The sequence below is a fragment of the Azohydromonas sediminis genome, assembly GCF_003574675.1.
Classification (GTDB): domain Bacteria; phylum Pseudomonadota; class Gammaproteobacteria; order Burkholderiales; family Burkholderiaceae_C; genus Calidifontimicrobium; species Calidifontimicrobium sediminis.
Window position 1 is genome coordinate 1 of the sequence record NZ_QOAZ01000008.1, and the last position, 16311, is coordinate 16311.

The window sequence follows — 16311 nt, forward strand, 5'->3', positions numbered from 1 at the left end:
TCGCGCCGATCGCGATGGAAGAGGGCCTGCGCTTCGCGATCCGCGAGGGCGGGCGCACCGTGGGCGCCGGCGTCGTCTCGAAGATCATCGAGTGACCGCATGACGGCGGGTGGCGGTCCGCACGGACTGCCGCCGTCCAGGCCCGGCGCTCACGGTCGTGAAGCCGGGCGTCATCGCTCTTTACAAGGAACCGTCATGCAGAAGCAGAAGATCCGTATCCGCCTCAAGGCATTCGACTACAAGCTGATCGACCAGTCCGCGCTCGAGATCGTCGACACCGCCAAGCGCACCGGGGCCATCGTGCGCGGTCCCGTGCCGCTGCCGACGCGTCAGCAGCGCTTCGACATCCTGCGCTCGCCGCACGTCAACAAGACCAGCCGTGACCAGTTTGAGATCCGCACGCACCAGCGCCTGATGGACATCGTCGACCCGACCGACAAGACCGTCGACGCGCTGATGAAGCTCGACCTGCCCGCGGGCGTCGACGTCGAGATCAAGCTGCAGTGAGTCCCGTGGGCACCCGACGGTGCCCACCTCGAATCGAGCCTGCTATACTCGCGGACTTTTCCGTCGGGCCTGAAGGGGCCCGCGGAATTCCAGTCAGCCCGGCCAATCGATGTCGGGTGTCGTGAAACAAGGCCCCAAGGCGCCAGCCGGCGGGGCTGGAGAAGAGCCATGAGTCTGAGCCATCGACTCGGATTGCTGGGTCGCAAGGTGGGCATGATGCGCATCTTCACGGACGACGGCGACGCCGTCCCGGTGACGGTGCTCGACGTGTCTGGCAACCGTGTCGCCCAGATCAAGACCGAAGCCACCGACGGCTACAACGCCATCCAAGTCGCGTTCGGCGCGCGCAAGGCCTCGCGCCTGACCAAGCCCGAGGCGGGTCACCTCGCCAAGGCCGGTGTCGAGCCGGCGCGGGTCCTCAAGGAGTTCCGCGTCACGGCCGACGTCGTCACGCAGTACCAGCCGGGTGCGACGCTGCCGGTGAGCCTGTTCTCTGCCGGCCAGAAGGTCGACGTCCAGGGGACTTCCATCGGCAAGGGTTTTGCCGGCACGATCAAGCGTCACAACTTCGGGTCGCAACGTGCGTCGCACGGCAACAGCCGGTCGCACAATGTCCCGGGCTCGATCTCGATGGCGCAGGACCCGGGCCGTGTGTTCCCGGGCAAGCGCATGTCGGGGCACATGGGCGCCGAGACGGTGACGACGCAGAACCTCGACATCGTGCGCGTCGACGAGGCGCGCTCGCTGCTGCTCGTGCGCGGCGCGGTGCCGGGGGCGAAGAACGGCCACGTCGTCGTGCGCCCGGCCGTCAAGGCCAAGATGCAGAAAGGGGCCCAGTGATGCAACTCGAGCTCCTGAACGAACAGGGCCAGGCCACGGCCAAGGTCGACGCGCCGGACACGGTGTTCGCGCGTGACTACAACGAGGCGCTGGTGCACCAGATCGTCGTCGCATACCAGGCCAACGCGCGGCAGGGCACGCGCGCGCAGAAGGATCGCGGCCAGGTCAAGCACTCGACGAAGAAGCCGTTCCGCCAGAAGGGCACCGGCCGGGCGCGTGCGGGCATGACCTCGTCGCCGCTGTGGCGCGGCGGTGGGCGCATCTTCCCGAACACGCCGAACGAGAACTTCGCGCACAAGGTCAACAAGAAGATGTACCGCGCCGGCATGGCGGCCATCCTGTCGCAGCTCGCGCGCGACGGTCGCCTGGCGGTGGTCGACTCGATTTCGGTCGAGGCCCCGAAGACCAAGCTGCTGGCGCAGAAGTTCAAGGCGATGGGCCTCGACTCGGTGATGGTGATCGCCGACCAGGTCGACGAGAACCTGTTCCTCGCGTCGCGCAACCTCGCCAACGCGCTCGTCGTCGAGCCGCGCTACGTCGACCCGCTGTCGCTGGTGTTCTATAAGAAGGTGCTGGTGACCAAGGGCGCGATCGACCAGCTCAAGGAGATGTTCGCATGAGCGCGACGACGAAGTTCGACGCCTCGCGCCTGGCGCAGGTGCTCGTCGCCCCGATCGTGTCCGAGAAGGCCACGCGCGTCGGCGAGAAGAGTAACCAGGTGCTGTTCAAGGTCCTGCGCAACGCCACCAAGCCCGAGATCAAGGCGGCCGTGGAGGCGATGTTCAAGGTCGAGGTCGAGTCGGTACAGACGGTCAACCAGAAGGGCAAGACCAAGCGCTTCGGCCGCAGCATCGGCCGGCGCGACCACGTCAAGAAGGCGTATGTCTGCCTGAAGGAAGGCCAGGAGCTCAACTTCTCCGGGGAGGCCGCGTAATGGCTGTCATCAAGGTCAAGCCCACGTCGCCCGGCCGCCGTGCCGTCGTGAAGGTGGTGCACAAGCACCTGCACAAGGGTGCCCCGGAGGCGTCGCTGCTCGAGCCGCAGAAGCAGAAGGCCGGCCGCAACAACAATGGCCACATCACGATGCGCCACAAGGGTGGCGGGCACAAGCACCACTACCGCGTGATCGACTTCCGCCGCAACAAGGACGGGATCCCGGCCAAGGTCGAGCGCATCGAGTACGACCCGAACCGCACCGCGCACATCGCGCTGCTGTGCTACGCCGACGGCGAGCGCCGCTACATCATCGCGCCGCGCGGCCTCGAGGCGGGCGCGACGGTGATCAGCGGCGCCGAGGCGCCGATCAAGGCCGGCAACGCGCTGCCGATCCGCAACATCCCGGTCGGCTCGACGATCCACTGCGTCGAGTTGCTGCCCGGCAAGGGTGCGCAGATCGCGCGTTCGGCGGGCACGTCGGTGACGCTGATGGCGCGTGAAGGCACCTACGCCCAGCTGCGCCTGCGCTCGGGCGAGGTGCGTCGCGTGCACATCGACTGCCGCGCGACGATCGGCGAGGTCAGCAACGAAGAGCACAACCTGCGTCAGCTCGGCAAGGCCGGTGCCACGCGCTGGCGCGGCATCCGTCCGACGGTGCGCGGCGTCGCGATGAACCCGATCGACCACCCGCACGGTGGCGGCGAAGGCCGCACCGGCGAGGCGCAGGCACCCGTGTCGCCGTGGAACACGCCGACCAAGGGCTACCGCACGCGCAGCAACAAGCGCACGCAGACGTTCATCGTCTCGCGCCGCAAGAAGTGAGGCCGTAGAACATGGCACGTTCACTGAAGAAGGGTCCGTTCGTGGACCACCACCTGATGGCCAAGGTCGAGAAGGCCGCCGCCACCAAGGACAAGAAGCCGATCAAGACCTGGTCGCGGCGCAGCACGATCCTGCCCGAGTTCATCGGCCTGACGATCGCCGTGCACAACGGGCGCCAGCACGTGCCGGTGTACGTGTCCGACCAGATGGTCGGACACAAGCTCGGCGAGTTCGCGCTCACGCGGACCTTCAAGGGCCACCCGGCCGACAAGAAGGCGAAGAAGTAAGGGGCGACGACGATGGAAACCCGAGCAATCGTTCGCGGCGCGCGCCTGTCGGCCGACAAGGGCCGGCTGGTGGCCGACATGATCCGCGGCAAGAAGGTCGACCAGGCGATCCACATCCTGAACTTCACGCCGAAGAAGGCCGCTGTGATCATCAAGAAGGCGCTCGAGTCGGCGATCGCCAACGCCGAGCACAACGACGGTGCCGACATCGACGAGCTGAAGGTGACCTCGATCCACGTCGAGCAGGGCACGACGCTCAAGCGCTTCGCAGCGCGCGCCAAGGGCCGCGGCAACCGCATCAGCAAGCCGACTTGCCACATCTTCGTCACGGTGGGCAACTGAGGGCCGAAGGAAGATCATGGGACAGAAAATCCATCCGACCGGCTTCCGCCTGCCCGTCACGCGGGCGTGGACGTCGCGCTGGTACGCGAACAGCCGCAACTTCGCCGGTATGCTGGCCGAAGACCTGGCGGTGCGTGATTACCTCAAGACCAAGCTGAAGAACGCGGCCGTCTCGCGCGTGCTGATCGAGCGCCCCGCCAAGAACGCGCGCATCACGATCTTCTCGGCGCGGCCGGGCGTCGTGATCGGCAAGAAAGGCGAGGACATCGAGAACCTGAAGGCCGAGCTGACCAAGCGCCTGGGCGTGCCGGTCGCGGTCAACATCGAAGAGATCCGCAAGCCCGAGATCGATGCGCAGCTGATCGCCGACAGCATCACGCAGCAGCTCGAGAAGCGCATCATGTTCCGCCGCGCGATGAAGCGAGCGATGCAGAACGCGATGCGCCTGGGCGCGCAGGGCATCAAGATCATGTCGTCGGGCCGTCTGAACGGCATCGAGATCGCGCGCTGCGAGTGGTACCGCGAAGGCCGCGTGCCGCTGCACACGCTCAAGGCCGACATCGACTACGGCTTCTCCGAAGCCAAGACCTCGTACGGCGTCATCGGCGTCAAGGTGTGGGTCTACCGCGGCGACAACCTCGGTCGCGGCGAGGCGCCCGGCGCCGCCAAGCCCGAGGCGGCCGAGGAGGACCGTCGCGCACGCCGCCCGGCGCGACCGGGTGCTGCGCCCGCGGGCCGGGCCCGTCCGGCCGGCGAGCGCGGCGCGCCGCGTGCCGCGGGTGCCCCGAGCGACGGCAGCGACAAGCCGGCCGGCGCCGGCGAGGCGCCGAAGCCCACCGTCAAGCGCGTGCGCAAGGTGGCGGCCCCGGCCGCGCCTGGCAGCACCAAAGGAGAGTAACCATGCTGCAACCCGCCCGCCGCAAGTTCCGCAAGGAGCAGAAGGGCCGCAACACGGGGATCGCGACGCGCGGCACCAACGTGTCGTTCGGCGAGTTCGGTCTCAAGGCCACCGAGCGCGGCCGCATCACCGCCCGCCAGATCGAGGCGGCGCGGCGCGCCATTTCGCGTCACATCAAGCGCGGTGGCCGCATCTTCATCCGCATCTTCCCGGACAAGCCGATCTCGCAGAAGCCGGCCGAAGTCCGCATGGGCAACGGCAAGGGCAACCCGGAGTACTGGGTGGCCGAGATCCAGCCGGGCAAGGTGCTCTACGAGATCAACGGCGTGCCCGAGGCGCTCGCGCGCGAGGCGTTCACGCTGGCGGCCGCCAAGCTGCCGCTGCGCTGCACGTTCGTCGCGCGCCAGGTCGGCGCGTGAGAGGGGGATGTCGATGAAAGCATCTGAACTGCGCGCCAAGGACGTCGCCGCGCTCGAGAAGGAAGTGACCGACCTGCTGAAGGCACACTTCAACCTGCGCATGCAGAAGGCGACGCAACAGCTGAGCAACACCGCGATGCTCGGGCGCACGCGCCGCGACATCGCGCGCGCCAAGACGATCCTGGCCGAGAAGAAGAGGGCTGCGAACAAGGAGGCCGCGAAATGAACACCCCCGCCACGTCCGCTGCGCCGGCCAAGCCGAAGGTGGTGCGCACCTTCGTCGGCAAGGTCGTCAGCGACAAGCGCGCCAAGACCGTGACCGTGCTCGTCGAGCGTCGCGTGATGCACGAGCTGTACGGCAAGATCGTCGTGCGCTCGAACAAGTACCACGCGCACGACGAGAACGGCCAGGCCAAGCTGGGCGACACTGTGGAGATCACCGAGAGCCGGCCGATCTCCAAGACCAAGTCGTGGGTCGTCACGCGCCTGGTCGAGAAGGCGCGCGAGGTCTGACCCGCGCGAGCGCGGCCGTCATGTCCTTCGTGCAGCGGGGCCTTCGGGCCCCGCGCGCACGTCAGGCATGCACTTGCCGCGAAACTGGGGATCCCTCAACCCCCCCCCTGCCAACCCCACTTGCGAGGAGTGCCACGATGCTGAAAGTCGGAGACAAGCTGCCCGCCGGCACGCTGTACGAGTACATCGAAGTCGAAGGCAACGGCTGCTCGGTCGGCCCCAACCCGTTCGACATCGGCCAGGCCACCGCGGGCAAGACGATCGTGATCTTCGGCCTGCCGGGCGCCTACACGCCGACCTGCTCGGCGCAGCACCTGCCCGGCTACGTCGCCCGCGCCGACGAACTGAAGGCGGCCGGCGTCGACGAGATCTGGTGCGTGTCGGTCAACGACGCCTTCGTGATGGGCGCTTGGGGCCGCGACCAGAAGGCGGGCGGCAAGGTGCGCATGATGGCCGACGGCAACGCCGACTTCGCGAAGGCGACTGGCCTGACGCTGGACCTGACGGCGCGCGGGCTGGGGCTGCGCTCGCAGCGCTACTCGATGCTCGTCGTCGATGGCGTCGTCAAGACGCTGAACGTCGAGGCGCCGGGCAAGTTCGAGGTCAGCGACGCCGACACGATGCTCGCGCAGGTGCGCCAGCTCAAGAAGGGTTGAAACCCGCGGGCGCGCGCCGCCCGACGAGGGCCGCTTGACGGCGGCTCTCGCCTTCGACCATAATACGTAGCTTCGCCATTTAGGGCCGCCTTCGACAGGCGGGTCGGGATGGCGAGCCACCGCCCCACACGCCGGGCGCCGCGCGAGCGGCTCCGGTCCACGGGCCCAAGACTGACCGCGCCGGCCGCCCCTCGGGGTTGGCGGTGGCGTTCAAGTTGGGGAACAACATGATCCAAATGCAATCGCGACTCGATGTCGCCGACAATACGGGCGCAAAGTCCGTCATGTGCATCAAGGTGCTCGGCGGCTCCAAGCGTCGTTACGCCGGCATCGGCGACATCATCAAGGTCAGCATCAAGGAAGCTGCGCCGCGTGGCCGCGTCAAGAAGGGCGAGGTCTACAACGCGGTCGTCGTGCGCACCGCCAAGGGCGTGCGCCGTCAGGACGGGTCGCTCGTCAAGTTCGACGGCAACGCGGCCGTGCTGCTCAATGCGAAGCTCGAGCCGATCGGCACGCGCATCTTCGGGCCGGTCACGCGCGAGCTGCGCTCCGAGCGCTTCATGAAGATCGTGTCGCTGGCCCCCGAAGTGCTGTGACGCGAGCGAGCGAGGACCGATCATGAACAAGATCCGCAAGGGTGACCAGGTCGTCGTGCTGGCCGGTCGCGACAAGGGCAAGCGCGGCACGGTGACGCGGCGCGTCGACGACGAGTACATCGTCGTCGAGGGCGTCAACATCGTGAAGAAGCACGTCAAGCCCAACCCGCTGAAGGGCACGACGGGCGGCATCGTCGACAAGACGATGCCGATCCACCAGTCGAATGTCGCGATCTGGAACCCCGTGGCCGGCAAGGCCGACCGCGTGGGCATCAAGCTGCTGGCCGACGGCAAGAAGGTGCGCGTCTACAAGTCCAGCGGCGAAGAGATCAAGGCATAAGGCGAGAGGACGACATGGCTTCGAAGCAGAACGCTGCGGCCGCTCCCGCCGTGCAGGCCCGCCTGCAGGCGCAGTACCGCGACAAGATCGTGCCCGAACTGATGAAGAAGTTCGGCTACAAGTCGGTGATGCAGGTGCCGCGCCTGACCAAGATCACGCTGAACATGGGTGTCAGCGAGGCGGTGGCCGACAAGAAGGTGATGGAGCACGCCGTCGGCGACCTCACGAAGATCGCCGGTCAGAAGCCGGTGGTGACGAAGTCGCGCAAGGCCATCGCCGGCTTCAAGATCCGCGAGAACGTGCCCATCGGCTGCATGGTCACGCTGCGCGGTGCGCGCATGTACGAATTCCTCGACCGCCTGGTCACGATCGCGCTGCCGCGCGTGCGCGACTTCCGCGGTGTGTCGGCTCGCGCCTTCGACGGTCGCGGCAACTACAACATCGGCGTCAAGGAACAGATCATCTTCCCCGAGATCGAGTACGACAAGATCGACGCGATCCGCGGGTTGAACATCAGCATCACGACGACGGCCAAGACCGACGACGAGTGCAAGGCGCTGCTCGCGGCGTTCAAGTTTCCGTTCAAGAACTGAGGTGGCCCGTGGCTAAAGTCTCCCTCATCCAGCGCGAACACAAGCGCGAGAAGCTGGTCGCCAAGTACGCCAAGAAGTACGCCGAGCTCAAGGCCATCGTCGACGACGCGAAGCGCTCCGACGAGGAGCGTTACGCCGCACGTCTGGAGCTGCAAAAGCTGCCGCGCAACGCCAACCCGACGCGGCTGCGCAACCGCTGCGCGCTGACCGGCCGTCCGCGCGGCACGTTCAAGAAGTTCGGGCTGTCGCGCAGCAAGATCCGCGAACTGGCCTTCAAGGGCGACATCCCCGGTGTCGTCAAGGCCAGCTGGTAAGTCGGCCCGAGCAGGAGATCCCCGATGAGCATGAGTGATCCCATCGCCGACATGCTGACGCGCATCCGCAATGCGCAAAGCGTCGAGAAGGCCAGCGTGACGATGCCGTCGTCGAAGCTGAAGGTCGCGATCGCCCAGGTCCTAAAGGACGAGGGTTACATCGACGGCTTCACCGTCAAGGGTGACCCGGCCAAGCCGCAGCTCGAGATCGCGCTGAAGTACTACGCCGGGCGTCCGGTGATCGAGCGCATCGAGCGCGTCAGCCGTCCTGGCCTGCGCGTCTACAAGGGCCGCCACGACATCCCGCAGGTCATGAACGGGCTGGGCGTGGCGATCGTCACGACGCCGCGCGGCGTGATGACCGACCGCAAGGCGCGCGCTGCCGGTGTCGGCGGCGAAGTGCTGTGCTACGTCGCCTGATCGAGCCAAGGAGTCACGAGCGATGTCTCGCGTAGGAAAGATGCCGGTGGCCGTCCCGCAGGGCGTGGACGTGCAGATCACCGCCGACCAGATCAGTGTCAAGGGTGCGCAGGGCACGCTGACGCGTCCGCTGCATACCCTCGTCACGGTGCGCAAGGAAGGCGCTGCGCTGCAGGTCGAGCCCGCCAACGACAGCGCCGAGGCCAACGCGATGAGCGGCACGATGCGCGCGCTGCTGGCCAACATGGTTGGCGGCGTGACCAAGGGCTTCGAGCGCAAGCTGACGCTGGTCGGGGTGGGCTTCCGCGCGCAGGCGCAGGGCCAGAAGCTGAACCTGCAGGTGGGTTTCTCGCACCCGGTGGTGGTGGACATGCCTGCTGGCGTGAAGGTCGAGACGCCGACGCCGACCGAGATCGTCATCAAGGGTGCCGACCGCCAGGCTGTTGGCCAGATCGCCGCCGAGGTGCGTGCCATTCGTCCGCCCGAGCCGTACAAGGGCAAGGGCATCCGCTACGCCGACGAGCGCGTGGTGCTGAAAGAGACGAAGAAGAAGTAAGGAGCGACGAGATGCTGAACAAGAAGGAACAGCGCCTGCGCCGCGCGCGTCAGACCCGCGTGCGCATCGCCCTGCAGCGCGCTGCGCGCCTGACGGTCTTCCGCTCGAACCTGCACATCTACGCCAGCGTCATCTCCGGCGATGGCTCGCGCGTGCTGGCCAGCGCCTCGACTGTCGAGAAGGAAGTGCGCGAGCAGCTCGGCGCGCGCGGCAAGGGTGGCAACACCGCCGCGGCGACGCTGGTGGGCAAGCGCATTGCCGAGAAGGCCCGGGCCGCAGGGATCGAGAAGGTCGCGTTCGACCGCTCGGGCTTTGCGTACCACGGCCGTGTGAAGGCGCTCGCCGAGGCCGCGCGCGAAGCCGGCCTGCAGTTCTGAGCGCGCACAAGGAAAGCAAGACATGGCTAAGTTCACTCCCCGCGCCCAGGCCGAAGGCAACGACGACGGCCTGAAAGAGAAGATGATCGCGGTCAACCGCGTCACCAAGGTCGTCAAGGGTGGTCGCACGCTGAGTTTCGCGGCGCTGACCGTCGTCGGCGACGGCGATGGCCGCATCGGCATGGGCAAGGGCAAGGCGAAGGAAGTGCCGGTGGCGGTGCAGAAGGCGATGGAGGCCGCGCGCCGCAACATGTTCAAAGTCAGCCTGAAGAACGGCACGATCCAGCACAACGTGACCGGCGAGCACGGCGCGTCGAAGGTGCTGCTGGCGCCGGCCAAGCCGGGTGACGGCATCATCGCGGGCGGCCCGATGCGCGCGATCTTCGAGGTGATGGGCGTCACCGACATCGTCTCGAAGAGCCACGGCTCGCGCAACCCGTACAACATGGTGCGCGCGACGCTCGACGCGCTCAAGCGCTCGACGACGCCGGCCGAGGTCGCTGCCAAGCGCGGCAAGACGGTCGAAGAGCTGCTCGGCTGAGCGGCACGCGGAGAACCCACATGTCGGACAAGAAGACGCTCAAGGTCAAGCTCGTGCGCAGCCCGATCGGCACCAAGGCCGATCACCGCGCGACCGTGCGCGGCCTGGGCCTGCGCAAGCTCCACAGCGAGCGCGAGCTCGAGGACACGCCCGCCGTGCGCGGGATGATCAACAAGGTTTCGTACCTGGTGAAGGTGCTGTGATGCAACTGAACACCCTCAAGCCGGCGGCGGGCAGCAAGCACGCCAAGCGGCGCGTCGGTCGTGGCATCGGCTCGGGGCTGGGCAAGACGGCGGGCCGCGGTCACAAGGGCCAGAAGAGCCGTGCCGGCGGCTTCCACAAGGTGGGTTTCGAGGGCGGCCAGATGCCGCTGCAGCGCCGCCTGCCCAAGCGCGGCTTCAAGTCGGCGCTGGCCAAGTACAACGCCGAGGTGACGCTGGGCGACCTCGAGCGCCTCGGCGCCGACGAGGTCGATCTGCTGACGCTGAAGAAGGCCGGGCTGGTCGGCGAGATCGCGACGACGGTCAAGGTCATCAAGTCGGGCGAGCTCACGCGCAAGGTCGTGCTCAAGGGCATCGGCGCGACGGCGGGCGCGCGTGCGGCGATCGAGGCCGCGGGCGGCTCGGCGCCGGTGCTGGCGAAGGTCGAGCGGCCGCGCAAGCTGCCCAAGAAGGCCGACCGCGCCTGAGGCGCGCTGCGCGAAGGACTTCTGACTCGTGGCGACTTCGGCGCAAACCCTCGCGAAGAGCGGCAAGTTCGGCGACCTGCGCCGGCGGCTGGTGTTCCTGCTGCTGGCGCTGGTCGTCTACCGCATCGGTGCGCACATTCCGGTGCCGGGGATCGACCCGGACCAGCTGCGCCAGCTCTTCCAGGGCCAGCAAGGCGGCATCCTGAGCCTGTTCAACATGTTCTCGGGCGGCGCGCTGTCGCGCTTCACCGTGTTCGCGCTGGGCATCATGCCGTACATCTCGGCGTCGATCATCATCCAGCTGATGACGCACGTCGTGCCCGCGCTCGAGCAGCTGCGCAAGGAAGGCGAGGCCGGGCGGCGCAAGATCACGCAGTACACGCGCTACGGCACCGTCGCGCTGGCGCTGTTCCAGTCGCTGGGCATCGCGCTGGCGCTGGAGGGCTCGCCGGGCCTGGTGATCAATCCGGGCTTCGGGTTCCGCATGACGGCAGTCGTCAGCCTGGTGGCGGGCACGATGTTCCTGATGTGGCTCGGCGAACAGATCACCGAGCGCGGGCTGGGCAACGGCATCTCGCTGATCATCTTCGCCGGCATCGTCGCCGGTCTGCCGAGCGCGATCGGCGGGCTGTTCGAGCTGGTGCGCACCGGTTCGATGAGCATCATCGCGTCGCTGTTCATCATCGCGATCGTCATCGCCGTCACGTTCGTCGTCGTCTTCGTCGAGCGCGGGCAGCGCAAGATCCTCGTCAACTACGCCAAGCGCCAGGTCGGCAACAAGGTCTACGGCGGCCAGTCGTCGCACCTGCCGCTCAAGCTCAACATGGCCGGCGTGATCCCGCCGATCTTCGCGTCGTCGATCATCCTGCTGCCGGCGACGGTGGTCGGCTGGTTCGCCACCGGCGAAGGGCTGCGCTGGCTGAAGGACCTGTCGGCGGCGCTGTCGCCGGGGCAGCCGATCTACGTGCTGCTGTACGCGGCGATGATCGTGTTCTTCTGCTTCTTCTACACCGCGCTCGTGTTCAACAGCCGCGAGACGGCCGACAACCTGAAGAAAAGCGGTGCGTTCATCCCCGGCATCCGTCCCGGCGACCAGACCGCGAAGTACATCGACAAGATCCTGTCGCGCCTGACGCTGGTCGGTGCCGCCTACATCACGCTCGTGTGCCTGCTGCCCGAGTTCCTGGTCCTGCGCTACAACGTGCCGTTCTACTTCGGCGGCACGTCGCTGCTGATCATCGTCGTCGTGACGATGGACTTCTGGGCGCAGGTGCAGAGCTATGTGATGAGCCAGCAGTACGAGTCGCTGCTGAAGAAGGCGAACTTCAAGACGAGCTGAGGCAACGGGCATTCGCATTCCATGGCCAAGGACGACGTCATCCAGATGCAGGGCGAGATCCTCGAGAACCTGCCCAACGCCACGTTCCGCGTCAAGCTGGAGAACGGGCACGTCGTGCTCGGCCACATCTCGGGAAAGATGCGCATGCACTACATCCGCATCCTGCCCGGCGACAAGGTCACGGTCGAGCTCACGCCGTACGACCTGAGCCGCGCGCGCATCGTGTTCCGCGCGAAGTGAACTGACTGAGCATCGAGGTCAAGGAGAAGACCATGAAAGTCGCCGCATCGGTGAAGAAGATGTGCCGCAACTGCAAGATCATCCGCCGCCACGGCGTCGTGCGCGTGATTTGCACCGACCCGCGCCACAAGCAGCGGCAGGGCTGAGGCCGGACACGCGAAGGTCCCTGCGGATCTTCGCGTGCCCGCCGAACGCCCGGGCGCCTGCAGGCGCCCGGGCAGGGACCAGGTAACGAAGGACAGTCAACATGGCACGCATCGCCGGCATCAACATCCCGCCGCACAAGCATGCGGAGATCGGCCTGACCGCGATCTACGGCATCGGCCGCACGACGGCGCAGAAGATCTGCGACGCGGTCGGCATCCCGTACTCGAAGAAGGTCAAGGACCTGAACGACGCGGAGCTCGAGAAGATCCGCGAGGAGATCGGGCGCCTGACGATCGAGGGCGACCTGCGCCGCGAGATGTCGATCAACATCAAGCGGCTGATGGACCTCGGCTGCTACCGTGGCATGCGCCACCGCCGTGGCCTGCCGGTGCGCGGTCAGCGCACGAAGACGAACGCGCGCACCCGCAAGGGCCCGCGCAAGTCGGGCGCGCTGGTCAAGAAGTGACCGAGCGCCGCCACCGCGATTGAAGGAACGTCCCCATGGCCAAAGCACCCGTCAACACCGCCGCGCAGCGCGTGCGCAAGAAGGTCCGCAAGAACATCGCGGACGGCATCGCCCACGTGCACGCGTCGTTCAACAACACGATCATCACGATCACCGACCGCCAGGGCGGCGCCATCGCGTGGGCGTCCAGCGGTGGTCAGGGGTTCAAGGGGTCGCGCAAGAGCACGCCGTTCGCCGCGCAGGTCGCGGCCGAGACGGCCGGCCGTGCGGCGCAGGAGCAGGGCATCAAGAACCTGGACGTGCGCATCAAGGGCCCGGGCCCGGGGCGCGAGTCGTCGGTGCGTGCGCTCGCGTCGCTGGGCATCCGCATCACGTCGATTTCCGACGTGACGCCGATCCCGCACAACGGCTGCCGCCCGCAGAAGCGCCGCCGCATCTGAACCCGCAACGCTTTTCCGCCGGCTGCCGCCTTCGGGCGGCGTCGGCGTTTTGACCGACGCCGCGAGGCGACACCGAAGACCACCGTCCGAGCGCCCACAACAACATCCGCCGGACTCGCGCGAAGGCCCGCTTTCGCGTCAGCTTGAACTGAGAAGGACTGAACGTGGCACGTTACCTCGGCCCCAAGGCCAAGCTCTCGCGTCGCGAGGGCACCGACCTCTTCCTGAAGAGCGCTCGCCGCCCGATCGGCGACAAGGCGAAGTTCGACAGCAAGCCCGGCCAGCACGGCCGCACCAGCGGCTCGCGCACGTCCGACTACGGCGTGCAGCTGCGCGAGAAGCAGAAGGTCAAGCGCATGTACGGCGTGCTCGAGCGCCAGTTCCGGCGCTACTTCGCCGAGGCCGAGCGCCGCAAGGGCAACACCGGCTCGAACCTGCTGTCGCTGCTCGAGTCGCGGCTGGACAACGTCGTCTATCGCATGGGCTTCGGCTCGACGCGCGCCGAGGCGCGCCAGCTCGTCTCGCACCGCGCGATCACCGTCAACGGCCAGGTCGTCAACATCCCGTCGTTCCTGGTCAAGCCGGGTGACGTCGTCGCGGTGCGCGAACAGGCGAAGAAGCAACTGCGCATCCAGGACGCGCTCAAGCTCGCCGAGTCGGTGGGCCTGCCCGAATGGGTCAGCGTCGACAGCGCGAAGATGGAGGGCACGTTCAAGAAGGTGCCCGACCGCGACCAGTTTGGCGCCGAGATCAACGAGTCGCTGATCGTCGAGCTGTATTCGCGCTGACGCGTGCAGATCCGCGGTGCCGGGCCCAGTGCCCGGCGCCGCCAGCGGACAGGCGGCGCTTGCCGGGTCGCCGCCCGTCGTCATTTCCCCGGCGCGGTCCATCAGCCTTATCGGTGTAACGAGCCGAGGGTATTGAGAGGAACACGATTCGATGCAAACCAATCTGCTGAAGCCCAAAGCCATCCACGTCGAGCCGCTGCCCGGCGCCGGTCACCGCGCCAAGGTGACGCTCGAGCCGTTCGAGCGCGGCTACGGCCACACGCTGGGCAACGCGCTGCGCCGCGTGCTGCTGTCGTCGATGGTGGGCTACGCGCCGACCGAAGTGACGATCGCGGGTGTGCTGCACGAGTACTCGACGATCGACGGCGTGCAGGAAGACGTCGTGCACATCATGCTCAACCTCAAGGGCGTGGTGTTCAAGCTGCACAACCGCGAGGAGGTCACGCTCGTGCTGCGCAAGGAGGGCGAGGGCCCCGTCACGGCGGGTGACATCCAGTGCCCGCACGACGTCGAGATCGTGAACCCCGAGCACGTCATCGCGCACCTGGCGCAGGGCGGCAAGCTCGACATGCAGATCAAGGTCGAGAAGGGTCGCGGCTACGTGCCGGGCAACCTGCGCCGCTACGGCGACGAGCCGACCAAGTCGATCGGCCGCATCGTGCTCGACGCGTCGTTCTCGCCGGTCAAGCGTGTGAGCTATTCGGTCGAGAACGCCCGCGTCGAGCAGCGCACCGACCTCGACAAGCTCGTGATGGAGATCGAGACCAACGGCGCGATCAGCCCCGAGGAAGCGATCCGCGCGTCGGCCAAGATCCTGGTCGAGCAGATCGCGGTGTTCGCGCAGATCGACGTCGGTGCCGAGGAAGGCCTGTTCCAGCCGCAGCAGCGCCAGGCGGCCAGCTTCGACCCGATCCTGCTGCGCCCGGTCGACGAGCTCGAGCTGACCGTGCGCTCGGCGAACTGTCTGAAGGCCGAGAACATCTACTACATCGGCGACCTGATCCAGCGCACCGAGACCGAGCTGCTGAAGACGCCGAACCTGGGCCGCAAGTCGCTCAACGAGATCAAGGAAGTGCTCGCCTCGCGCGGCCTGACGCTCGGGTCTCGTCTCGAGAACTGGCCGCCGCAGGGCCTCGACAAGCGATAGGCCCGGGCCCGCAACTCGCGTGCAACCCCCGGTACCTGATCCGGCCGGGGTTCAATAAGGAAAGGAAAGCACCATGCGTCACCGTCACGGACTCCGCAAGCTCAACCGCACGAGCGAGCATCGCCTCGCGATGCTGCGCAACATGTGCGTCTCGCTGCTGCGCCACGAGGCGATCAAGACCACGCTGCCGAAGGCCAAGGAGCTGCGCCGCGTCGTCGAGCCGCTGATCACGCTGGGCAAGCAGCCCACGCTGGCCAACCGGCGCCTCGCGTTCGCGCGCCTGCGCGACCGCGACGTCGTCACCAAGCTGTTCGCCGAGCTCGGCCCGCGCTACCAGACGCGCCCGGGCGGCTACACGCGCATCCTGAAGATGGGCTTCCGTGTCGGCGACAACGCGCCGATGGCCTATGTCGAGCTCGTCGACCGGCCGCAGCCTAAGACCGAAGAGGCGGCCGCCGAGAGCGCGCAGTGACAGCGGCGCGTTTGTCGCTATAATTCGAATTTCAATCGCGGGGTGGAGCAGTCTGGTAGCTCGTTGGGCTCATAACCCAAAGGTCGCAAGTTCAAATCTTGCCCCCGCAACCAGTTTCGCTCGCAGGCCCCTCACGGGGCCTGCGTCGTTTGCGGCGTTGTCTTCCCGCCGCCGCGCGCGACCTAGAATCTCGCGCTTCCGCCCTGCCGGGCATCCCCATCCATCGAGGACCGTGACGTGTTGATCTCCACCGCGTATGCCCAAGCCGCGCCCGCCGCGACCAGCGGGGCCGAGTCGAGCCTGCTGAGCCTGCTGCCGCTCGTGCTGATGTTCGTGGTGCTCTACTTCATCATGATCCGCCCGCAGATGAAGCGCCAGAAGGAGCACAAGGCGATGGTCGAGGCGCTGGCCAAGGGCGACGAGATCGTCACCGCCGGTGGCTTGGCCGGGCGCATCAGCAAGCTCGGCGACAGCTACATCGGCGTCGAGATCGCCGACGGCGTCGAGGTGCAGGTGCAGCGCAACGCGGTGGCGCAGGTGCTGCCCAAGGGCACGCTGAAGTGACGCCCGCGGCGCCGGCGCGGCCCCGCGGCGGGCCGCCCGCGCCCGAGACGGCGCCCCCGCGGC

32 protein-coding genes and 1 tRNA gene are annotated in these 16311 nt (G+C 67.3%); all 33 read left to right on the forward strand.

Features of this window, described 5'->3' with window-relative positions; all coding sequences use genetic code 11:
• Positions 1–95 (forward strand): EF-Tu C-terminal domain-related protein (locus DRV96_RS06190; protein ID WP_217641567.1); only part of this gene is annotated, 95 nt, incomplete at its 5' end.
• Between the two features lie 100 nt (positions 96–195).
• On the forward strand, positions 196–507 hold the full coding sequence (gene rpsJ, locus DRV96_RS06195) for a 30S ribosomal protein S10 (RefSeq protein ID WP_119288958.1): 312 nt from the start codon (positions 196–198) through the stop codon (positions 505–507).
• Positions 508–675: 168 nt separating this feature from the next.
• Positions 676–1347: a 50S ribosomal protein L3 gene (gene rplC, locus DRV96_RS06200; protein WP_119288960.1), complete on the forward strand. Its 672-nt coding sequence runs from the start codon at positions 676–678 to the stop codon at positions 1345–1347.
• Positions 1347–1967, forward strand: coding sequence for a 50S ribosomal protein L4 (gene rplD / locus DRV96_RS06205; RefSeq protein ID WP_119288962.1), 621 nt, complete (start codon positions 1347–1349; stop codon positions 1965–1967). The genes rplC and rplD overlap by 1 nt, the downstream gene beginning before the upstream one ends.
• Complete coding sequence (rplW, locus tag DRV96_RS06210; RefSeq protein ID WP_119288965.1) at positions 1964–2281, forward strand: 50S ribosomal protein L23; 318 nt, start codon at positions 1964–1966, stop codon at positions 2279–2281. The genes rplD and rplW overlap by 4 nt, the downstream gene beginning before the upstream one ends.
• Positions 2281–3105 carry a 50S ribosomal protein L2 gene (gene rplB, locus DRV96_RS06215; RefSeq protein ID WP_119288967.1) on the forward strand — a complete coding sequence of 275 codons (825 nt, stop codon included), beginning with the start codon at positions 2281–2283 and terminating at the stop codon, positions 3103–3105. The genes rplW and rplB overlap by 1 nt, the downstream gene beginning before the upstream one ends.
• A gap of 11 nt (positions 3106–3116) precedes the next feature.
• A complete protein-coding gene (gene rpsS / locus DRV96_RS06220) occupies positions 3117–3392 on the forward strand; it encodes a 30S ribosomal protein S19 (protein ID WP_119288969.1) in 276 nt (91 codons plus the stop codon).
• Between the two features lie 12 nt (positions 3393–3404).
• Positions 3405–3734 (forward strand): 50S ribosomal protein L22, encoded by a 330-nt coding sequence (rplV, locus tag DRV96_RS06225; protein WP_119288971.1) that lies wholly within the window; start codon positions 3405–3407, stop codon positions 3732–3734.
• 16 nt (positions 3735–3750) lie between these two features.
• On the forward strand, positions 3751–4632 hold the full coding sequence (gene rpsC, locus DRV96_RS06230) for a 30S ribosomal protein S3 (RefSeq protein ID WP_119288973.1): 882 nt from the start codon (positions 3751–3753) through the stop codon (positions 4630–4632).
• A gap of 2 nt (positions 4633–4634) precedes the next feature.
• Positions 4635–5051, forward strand: coding sequence for a 50S ribosomal protein L16 (rplP, locus tag DRV96_RS06235; protein WP_119288975.1), 417 nt, complete (start codon positions 4635–4637; stop codon positions 5049–5051).
• 13 nt (positions 5052–5064) lie between these two features.
• Positions 5065–5277 (forward strand): 50S ribosomal protein L29, encoded by a 213-nt coding sequence (gene rpmC / locus DRV96_RS06240; protein ID WP_119289216.1) that lies wholly within the window; start codon positions 5065–5067, stop codon positions 5275–5277.
• Positions 5274–5564: a 30S ribosomal protein S17 gene (gene rpsQ, locus DRV96_RS06245; RefSeq protein WP_119288977.1), complete on the forward strand. Its 291-nt coding sequence runs from the start codon at positions 5274–5276 to the stop codon at positions 5562–5564. The genes rpmC and rpsQ overlap by 4 nt, the downstream gene beginning before the upstream one ends.
• 137 nt (positions 5565–5701) lie before the next feature.
• Positions 5702–6220, forward strand: coding sequence for a peroxiredoxin (locus tag DRV96_RS06250; RefSeq protein WP_119288979.1), 519 nt, complete (start codon positions 5702–5704; stop codon positions 6218–6220).
• Positions 6221–6447: 227 nt separating this feature from the next.
• Entirely contained in the window at positions 6448–6816 is a 369-nt protein-coding gene (gene rplN / locus DRV96_RS06255) for a 50S ribosomal protein L14 (RefSeq protein ID WP_119288981.1), read from the forward strand.
• Positions 6817–6838: 22 nt separating this feature from the next.
• Positions 6839–7156 carry a 50S ribosomal protein L24 gene (gene rplX / locus DRV96_RS06260; RefSeq protein ID WP_119288984.1) on the forward strand — a complete coding sequence of 106 codons (318 nt, stop codon included), beginning with the start codon at positions 6839–6841 and terminating at the stop codon, positions 7154–7156.
• 14 nt (positions 7157–7170) lie between these two features.
• Positions 7171–7749, forward strand: a complete 579-nt coding sequence (rplE, locus tag DRV96_RS06265) for a 50S ribosomal protein L5 (RefSeq protein WP_119288986.1) — start codon at positions 7171–7173, stop codon at positions 7747–7749.
• 8 nt (positions 7750–7757) lie between these two features.
• Positions 7758–8063: a 30S ribosomal protein S14 gene (gene rpsN, locus DRV96_RS06270; protein WP_119288988.1), complete on the forward strand. Its 306-nt coding sequence runs from the start codon at positions 7758–7760 to the stop codon at positions 8061–8063.
• A gap of 24 nt (positions 8064–8087) precedes the next feature.
• Positions 8088–8483, forward strand: a complete 396-nt coding sequence (gene rpsH, locus DRV96_RS06275) for a 30S ribosomal protein S8 (protein ID WP_119288990.1) — start codon at positions 8088–8090, stop codon at positions 8481–8483.
• 22 nt (positions 8484–8505) lie between these two features.
• On the forward strand, positions 8506–9039 hold the full coding sequence (gene rplF, locus DRV96_RS06280; RefSeq protein ID WP_119288992.1) for a 50S ribosomal protein L6: 534 nt from the start codon (positions 8506–8508) through the stop codon (positions 9037–9039).
• 11 nt (positions 9040–9050) lie between these two features.
• The gene (rplR, locus tag DRV96_RS06285; protein ID WP_119288994.1) at positions 9051–9416 is read left to right on the forward strand and encodes a 50S ribosomal protein L18; all 366 of its coding nucleotides are present in this window, start codon (positions 9051–9053) and stop codon (positions 9414–9416) included.
• Positions 9417–9438: 22 nt separating this feature from the next.
• Positions 9439–9957 (forward strand): 30S ribosomal protein S5, encoded by a 519-nt coding sequence (rpsE, locus tag DRV96_RS06290; protein WP_119288996.1) that lies wholly within the window; start codon positions 9439–9441, stop codon positions 9955–9957.
• A gap of 20 nt (positions 9958–9977) precedes the next feature.
• Positions 9978–10160 (forward strand): 50S ribosomal protein L30, encoded by a 183-nt coding sequence (rpmD, locus tag DRV96_RS06295; RefSeq protein ID WP_119288998.1) that lies wholly within the window; start codon positions 9978–9980, stop codon positions 10158–10160.
• A complete protein-coding gene (gene rplO / locus DRV96_RS06300; protein ID WP_119289000.1) occupies positions 10160–10645 on the forward strand; it encodes a 50S ribosomal protein L15 in 486 nt (161 codons plus the stop codon). Before rpmD ends, rplO begins: the two co-directional genes overlap by 1 nt.
• A gap of 28 nt (positions 10646–10673) precedes the next feature.
• Positions 10674–11984, forward strand: a complete 1311-nt coding sequence (gene secY, locus DRV96_RS06305; protein ID WP_119289002.1) for a preprotein translocase subunit SecY — start codon at positions 10674–10676, stop codon at positions 11982–11984.
• A gap of 21 nt (positions 11985–12005) precedes the next feature.
• Complete coding sequence (infA, locus tag DRV96_RS06310) at positions 12006–12224, forward strand: translation initiation factor IF-1 (RefSeq protein ID WP_009855680.1); 219 nt, start codon at positions 12006–12008, stop codon at positions 12222–12224.
• Positions 12225–12256: 32 nt separating this feature from the next.
• Entirely contained in the window at positions 12257–12370 is a 114-nt protein-coding gene (gene rpmJ / locus DRV96_RS06315) for a 50S ribosomal protein L36 (RefSeq protein WP_026096976.1), read from the forward strand.
• Between the two features lie 101 nt (positions 12371–12471).
• Complete coding sequence (gene rpsM, locus DRV96_RS06320; RefSeq protein ID WP_119289005.1) at positions 12472–12837, forward strand: 30S ribosomal protein S13; 366 nt, start codon at positions 12472–12474, stop codon at positions 12835–12837.
• A gap of 35 nt (positions 12838–12872) precedes the next feature.
• Complete coding sequence (gene rpsK, locus DRV96_RS06325) at positions 12873–13277, forward strand: 30S ribosomal protein S11 (protein WP_119289007.1); 405 nt, start codon at positions 12873–12875, stop codon at positions 13275–13277.
• Positions 13278–13441: 164 nt separating this feature from the next.
• On the forward strand, positions 13442–14065 hold the full coding sequence (gene rpsD / locus DRV96_RS06330; protein ID WP_119289009.1) for a 30S ribosomal protein S4: 624 nt from the start codon (positions 13442–13444) through the stop codon (positions 14063–14065).
• Between the two features lie 151 nt (positions 14066–14216).
• Entirely contained in the window at positions 14217–15212 is a 996-nt protein-coding gene (locus tag DRV96_RS06335) for a DNA-directed RNA polymerase subunit alpha (protein WP_119289011.1), read from the forward strand.
• 73 nt (positions 15213–15285) lie between these two features.
• Entirely contained in the window at positions 15286–15684 is a 399-nt protein-coding gene (rplQ, locus tag DRV96_RS06340; protein WP_119289013.1) for a 50S ribosomal protein L17, read from the forward strand.
• 36 nt (positions 15685–15720) lie between these two features.
• Positions 15721–15797 (forward strand) — tRNA-Met (locus tag DRV96_RS06345).
• A gap of 124 nt (positions 15798–15921) precedes the next feature.
• On the forward strand, positions 15922–16248 hold the full coding sequence (yajC, locus tag DRV96_RS06350) for a preprotein translocase subunit YajC (RefSeq protein WP_119289016.1): 327 nt from the start codon (positions 15922–15924) through the stop codon (positions 16246–16248).
• The last annotated feature ends 63 nt before the right edge of the window (positions 16249–16311 follow it).

Excerpts from the sequence above, each read along its gene's own strand:
- rpsJ (WP_119288958.1), top strand. The coding sequence starts at position 196 with ATGCAGAAGCAGAAGATCCGTATCCGCCTCAAGGCATTCGACTACAAG.
- rplC (WP_119288960.1), top strand. The coding sequence starts at position 676 with ATGAGTCTGAGCCATCGACTCGGATTGCTGGGTCGCAAGGTGGGCATG.
- rplD (WP_119288962.1), top strand. The coding sequence starts at position 1,347 with ATGCAACTCGAGCTCCTGAACGAACAGGGCCAGGCCACGGCCAAGGTC.
- rplW (WP_119288965.1), top strand. The coding sequence starts at position 1,964 with ATGAGCGCGACGACGAAGTTCGACGCCTCGCGCCTGGCGCAGGTGCTC.
- rplB (WP_119288967.1), top strand. The coding sequence starts at position 2,281 with ATGGCTGTCATCAAGGTCAAGCCCACGTCGCCCGGCCGCCGTGCCGTC.
- rpsS (WP_119288969.1), top strand. The coding sequence starts at position 3,117 with ATGGCACGTTCACTGAAGAAGGGTCCGTTCGTGGACCACCACCTGATG.
- rplV (WP_119288971.1), top strand. The coding sequence starts at position 3,405 with ATGGAAACCCGAGCAATCGTTCGCGGCGCGCGCCTGTCGGCCGACAAG.
- rpsC (WP_119288973.1), top strand. The coding sequence starts at position 3,751 with ATGGGACAGAAAATCCATCCGACCGGCTTCCGCCTGCCCGTCACGCGG.
- rplP (WP_119288975.1), top strand. The coding sequence starts at position 4,635 with ATGCTGCAACCCGCCCGCCGCAAGTTCCGCAAGGAGCAGAAGGGCCGC.
- rpmC (WP_119289216.1), top strand. The coding sequence starts at position 5,065 with ATGAAAGCATCTGAACTGCGCGCCAAGGACGTCGCCGCGCTCGAGAAG.
- rpsQ (WP_119288977.1), top strand. The coding sequence starts at position 5,274 with ATGAACACCCCCGCCACGTCCGCTGCGCCGGCCAAGCCGAAGGTGGTG.
- DRV96_RS06250 (WP_119288979.1), top strand. The coding sequence starts at position 5,702 with ATGCTGAAAGTCGGAGACAAGCTGCCCGCCGGCACGCTGTACGAGTAC.
- rplN (WP_119288981.1), top strand. The coding sequence starts at position 6,448 with ATGATCCAAATGCAATCGCGACTCGATGTCGCCGACAATACGGGCGCA.
- rplX (WP_119288984.1), top strand. The coding sequence starts at position 6,839 with ATGAACAAGATCCGCAAGGGTGACCAGGTCGTCGTGCTGGCCGGTCGC.
- rplE (WP_119288986.1), top strand. The coding sequence starts at position 7,171 with ATGGCTTCGAAGCAGAACGCTGCGGCCGCTCCCGCCGTGCAGGCCCGC.
- rpsH (WP_119288990.1), top strand. The coding sequence starts at position 8,088 with ATGAGCATGAGTGATCCCATCGCCGACATGCTGACGCGCATCCGCAAT.
- rplF (WP_119288992.1), top strand. The coding sequence starts at position 8,506 with ATGTCTCGCGTAGGAAAGATGCCGGTGGCCGTCCCGCAGGGCGTGGAC.
- rplR (WP_119288994.1), top strand. The coding sequence starts at position 9,051 with ATGCTGAACAAGAAGGAACAGCGCCTGCGCCGCGCGCGTCAGACCCGC.
- rpsE (WP_119288996.1), top strand. The coding sequence starts at position 9,439 with ATGGCTAAGTTCACTCCCCGCGCCCAGGCCGAAGGCAACGACGACGGC.
- rpmD (WP_119288998.1), top strand. The coding sequence starts at position 9,978 with ATGTCGGACAAGAAGACGCTCAAGGTCAAGCTCGTGCGCAGCCCGATC.
- rplO (WP_119289000.1), top strand. The coding sequence starts at position 10,160 with ATGCAACTGAACACCCTCAAGCCGGCGGCGGGCAGCAAGCACGCCAAG.
- infA (WP_009855680.1), top strand. The coding sequence starts at position 12,006 with ATGGCCAAGGACGACGTCATCCAGATGCAGGGCGAGATCCTCGAGAAC.
- rpmJ (WP_026096976.1), top strand. The coding sequence starts at position 12,257 with ATGAAAGTCGCCGCATCGGTGAAGAAGATGTGCCGCAACTGCAAGATC.
- rpsM (WP_119289005.1), top strand. The coding sequence starts at position 12,472 with ATGGCACGCATCGCCGGCATCAACATCCCGCCGCACAAGCATGCGGAG.
- rpsK (WP_119289007.1), top strand. The coding sequence starts at position 12,873 with ATGGCCAAAGCACCCGTCAACACCGCCGCGCAGCGCGTGCGCAAGAAG.
- DRV96_RS06335 (WP_119289011.1), top strand. The coding sequence starts at position 14,217 with ATGCAAACCAATCTGCTGAAGCCCAAAGCCATCCACGTCGAGCCGCTG.
- rplQ (WP_119289013.1), top strand. The coding sequence starts at position 15,286 with ATGCGTCACCGTCACGGACTCCGCAAGCTCAACCGCACGAGCGAGCAT.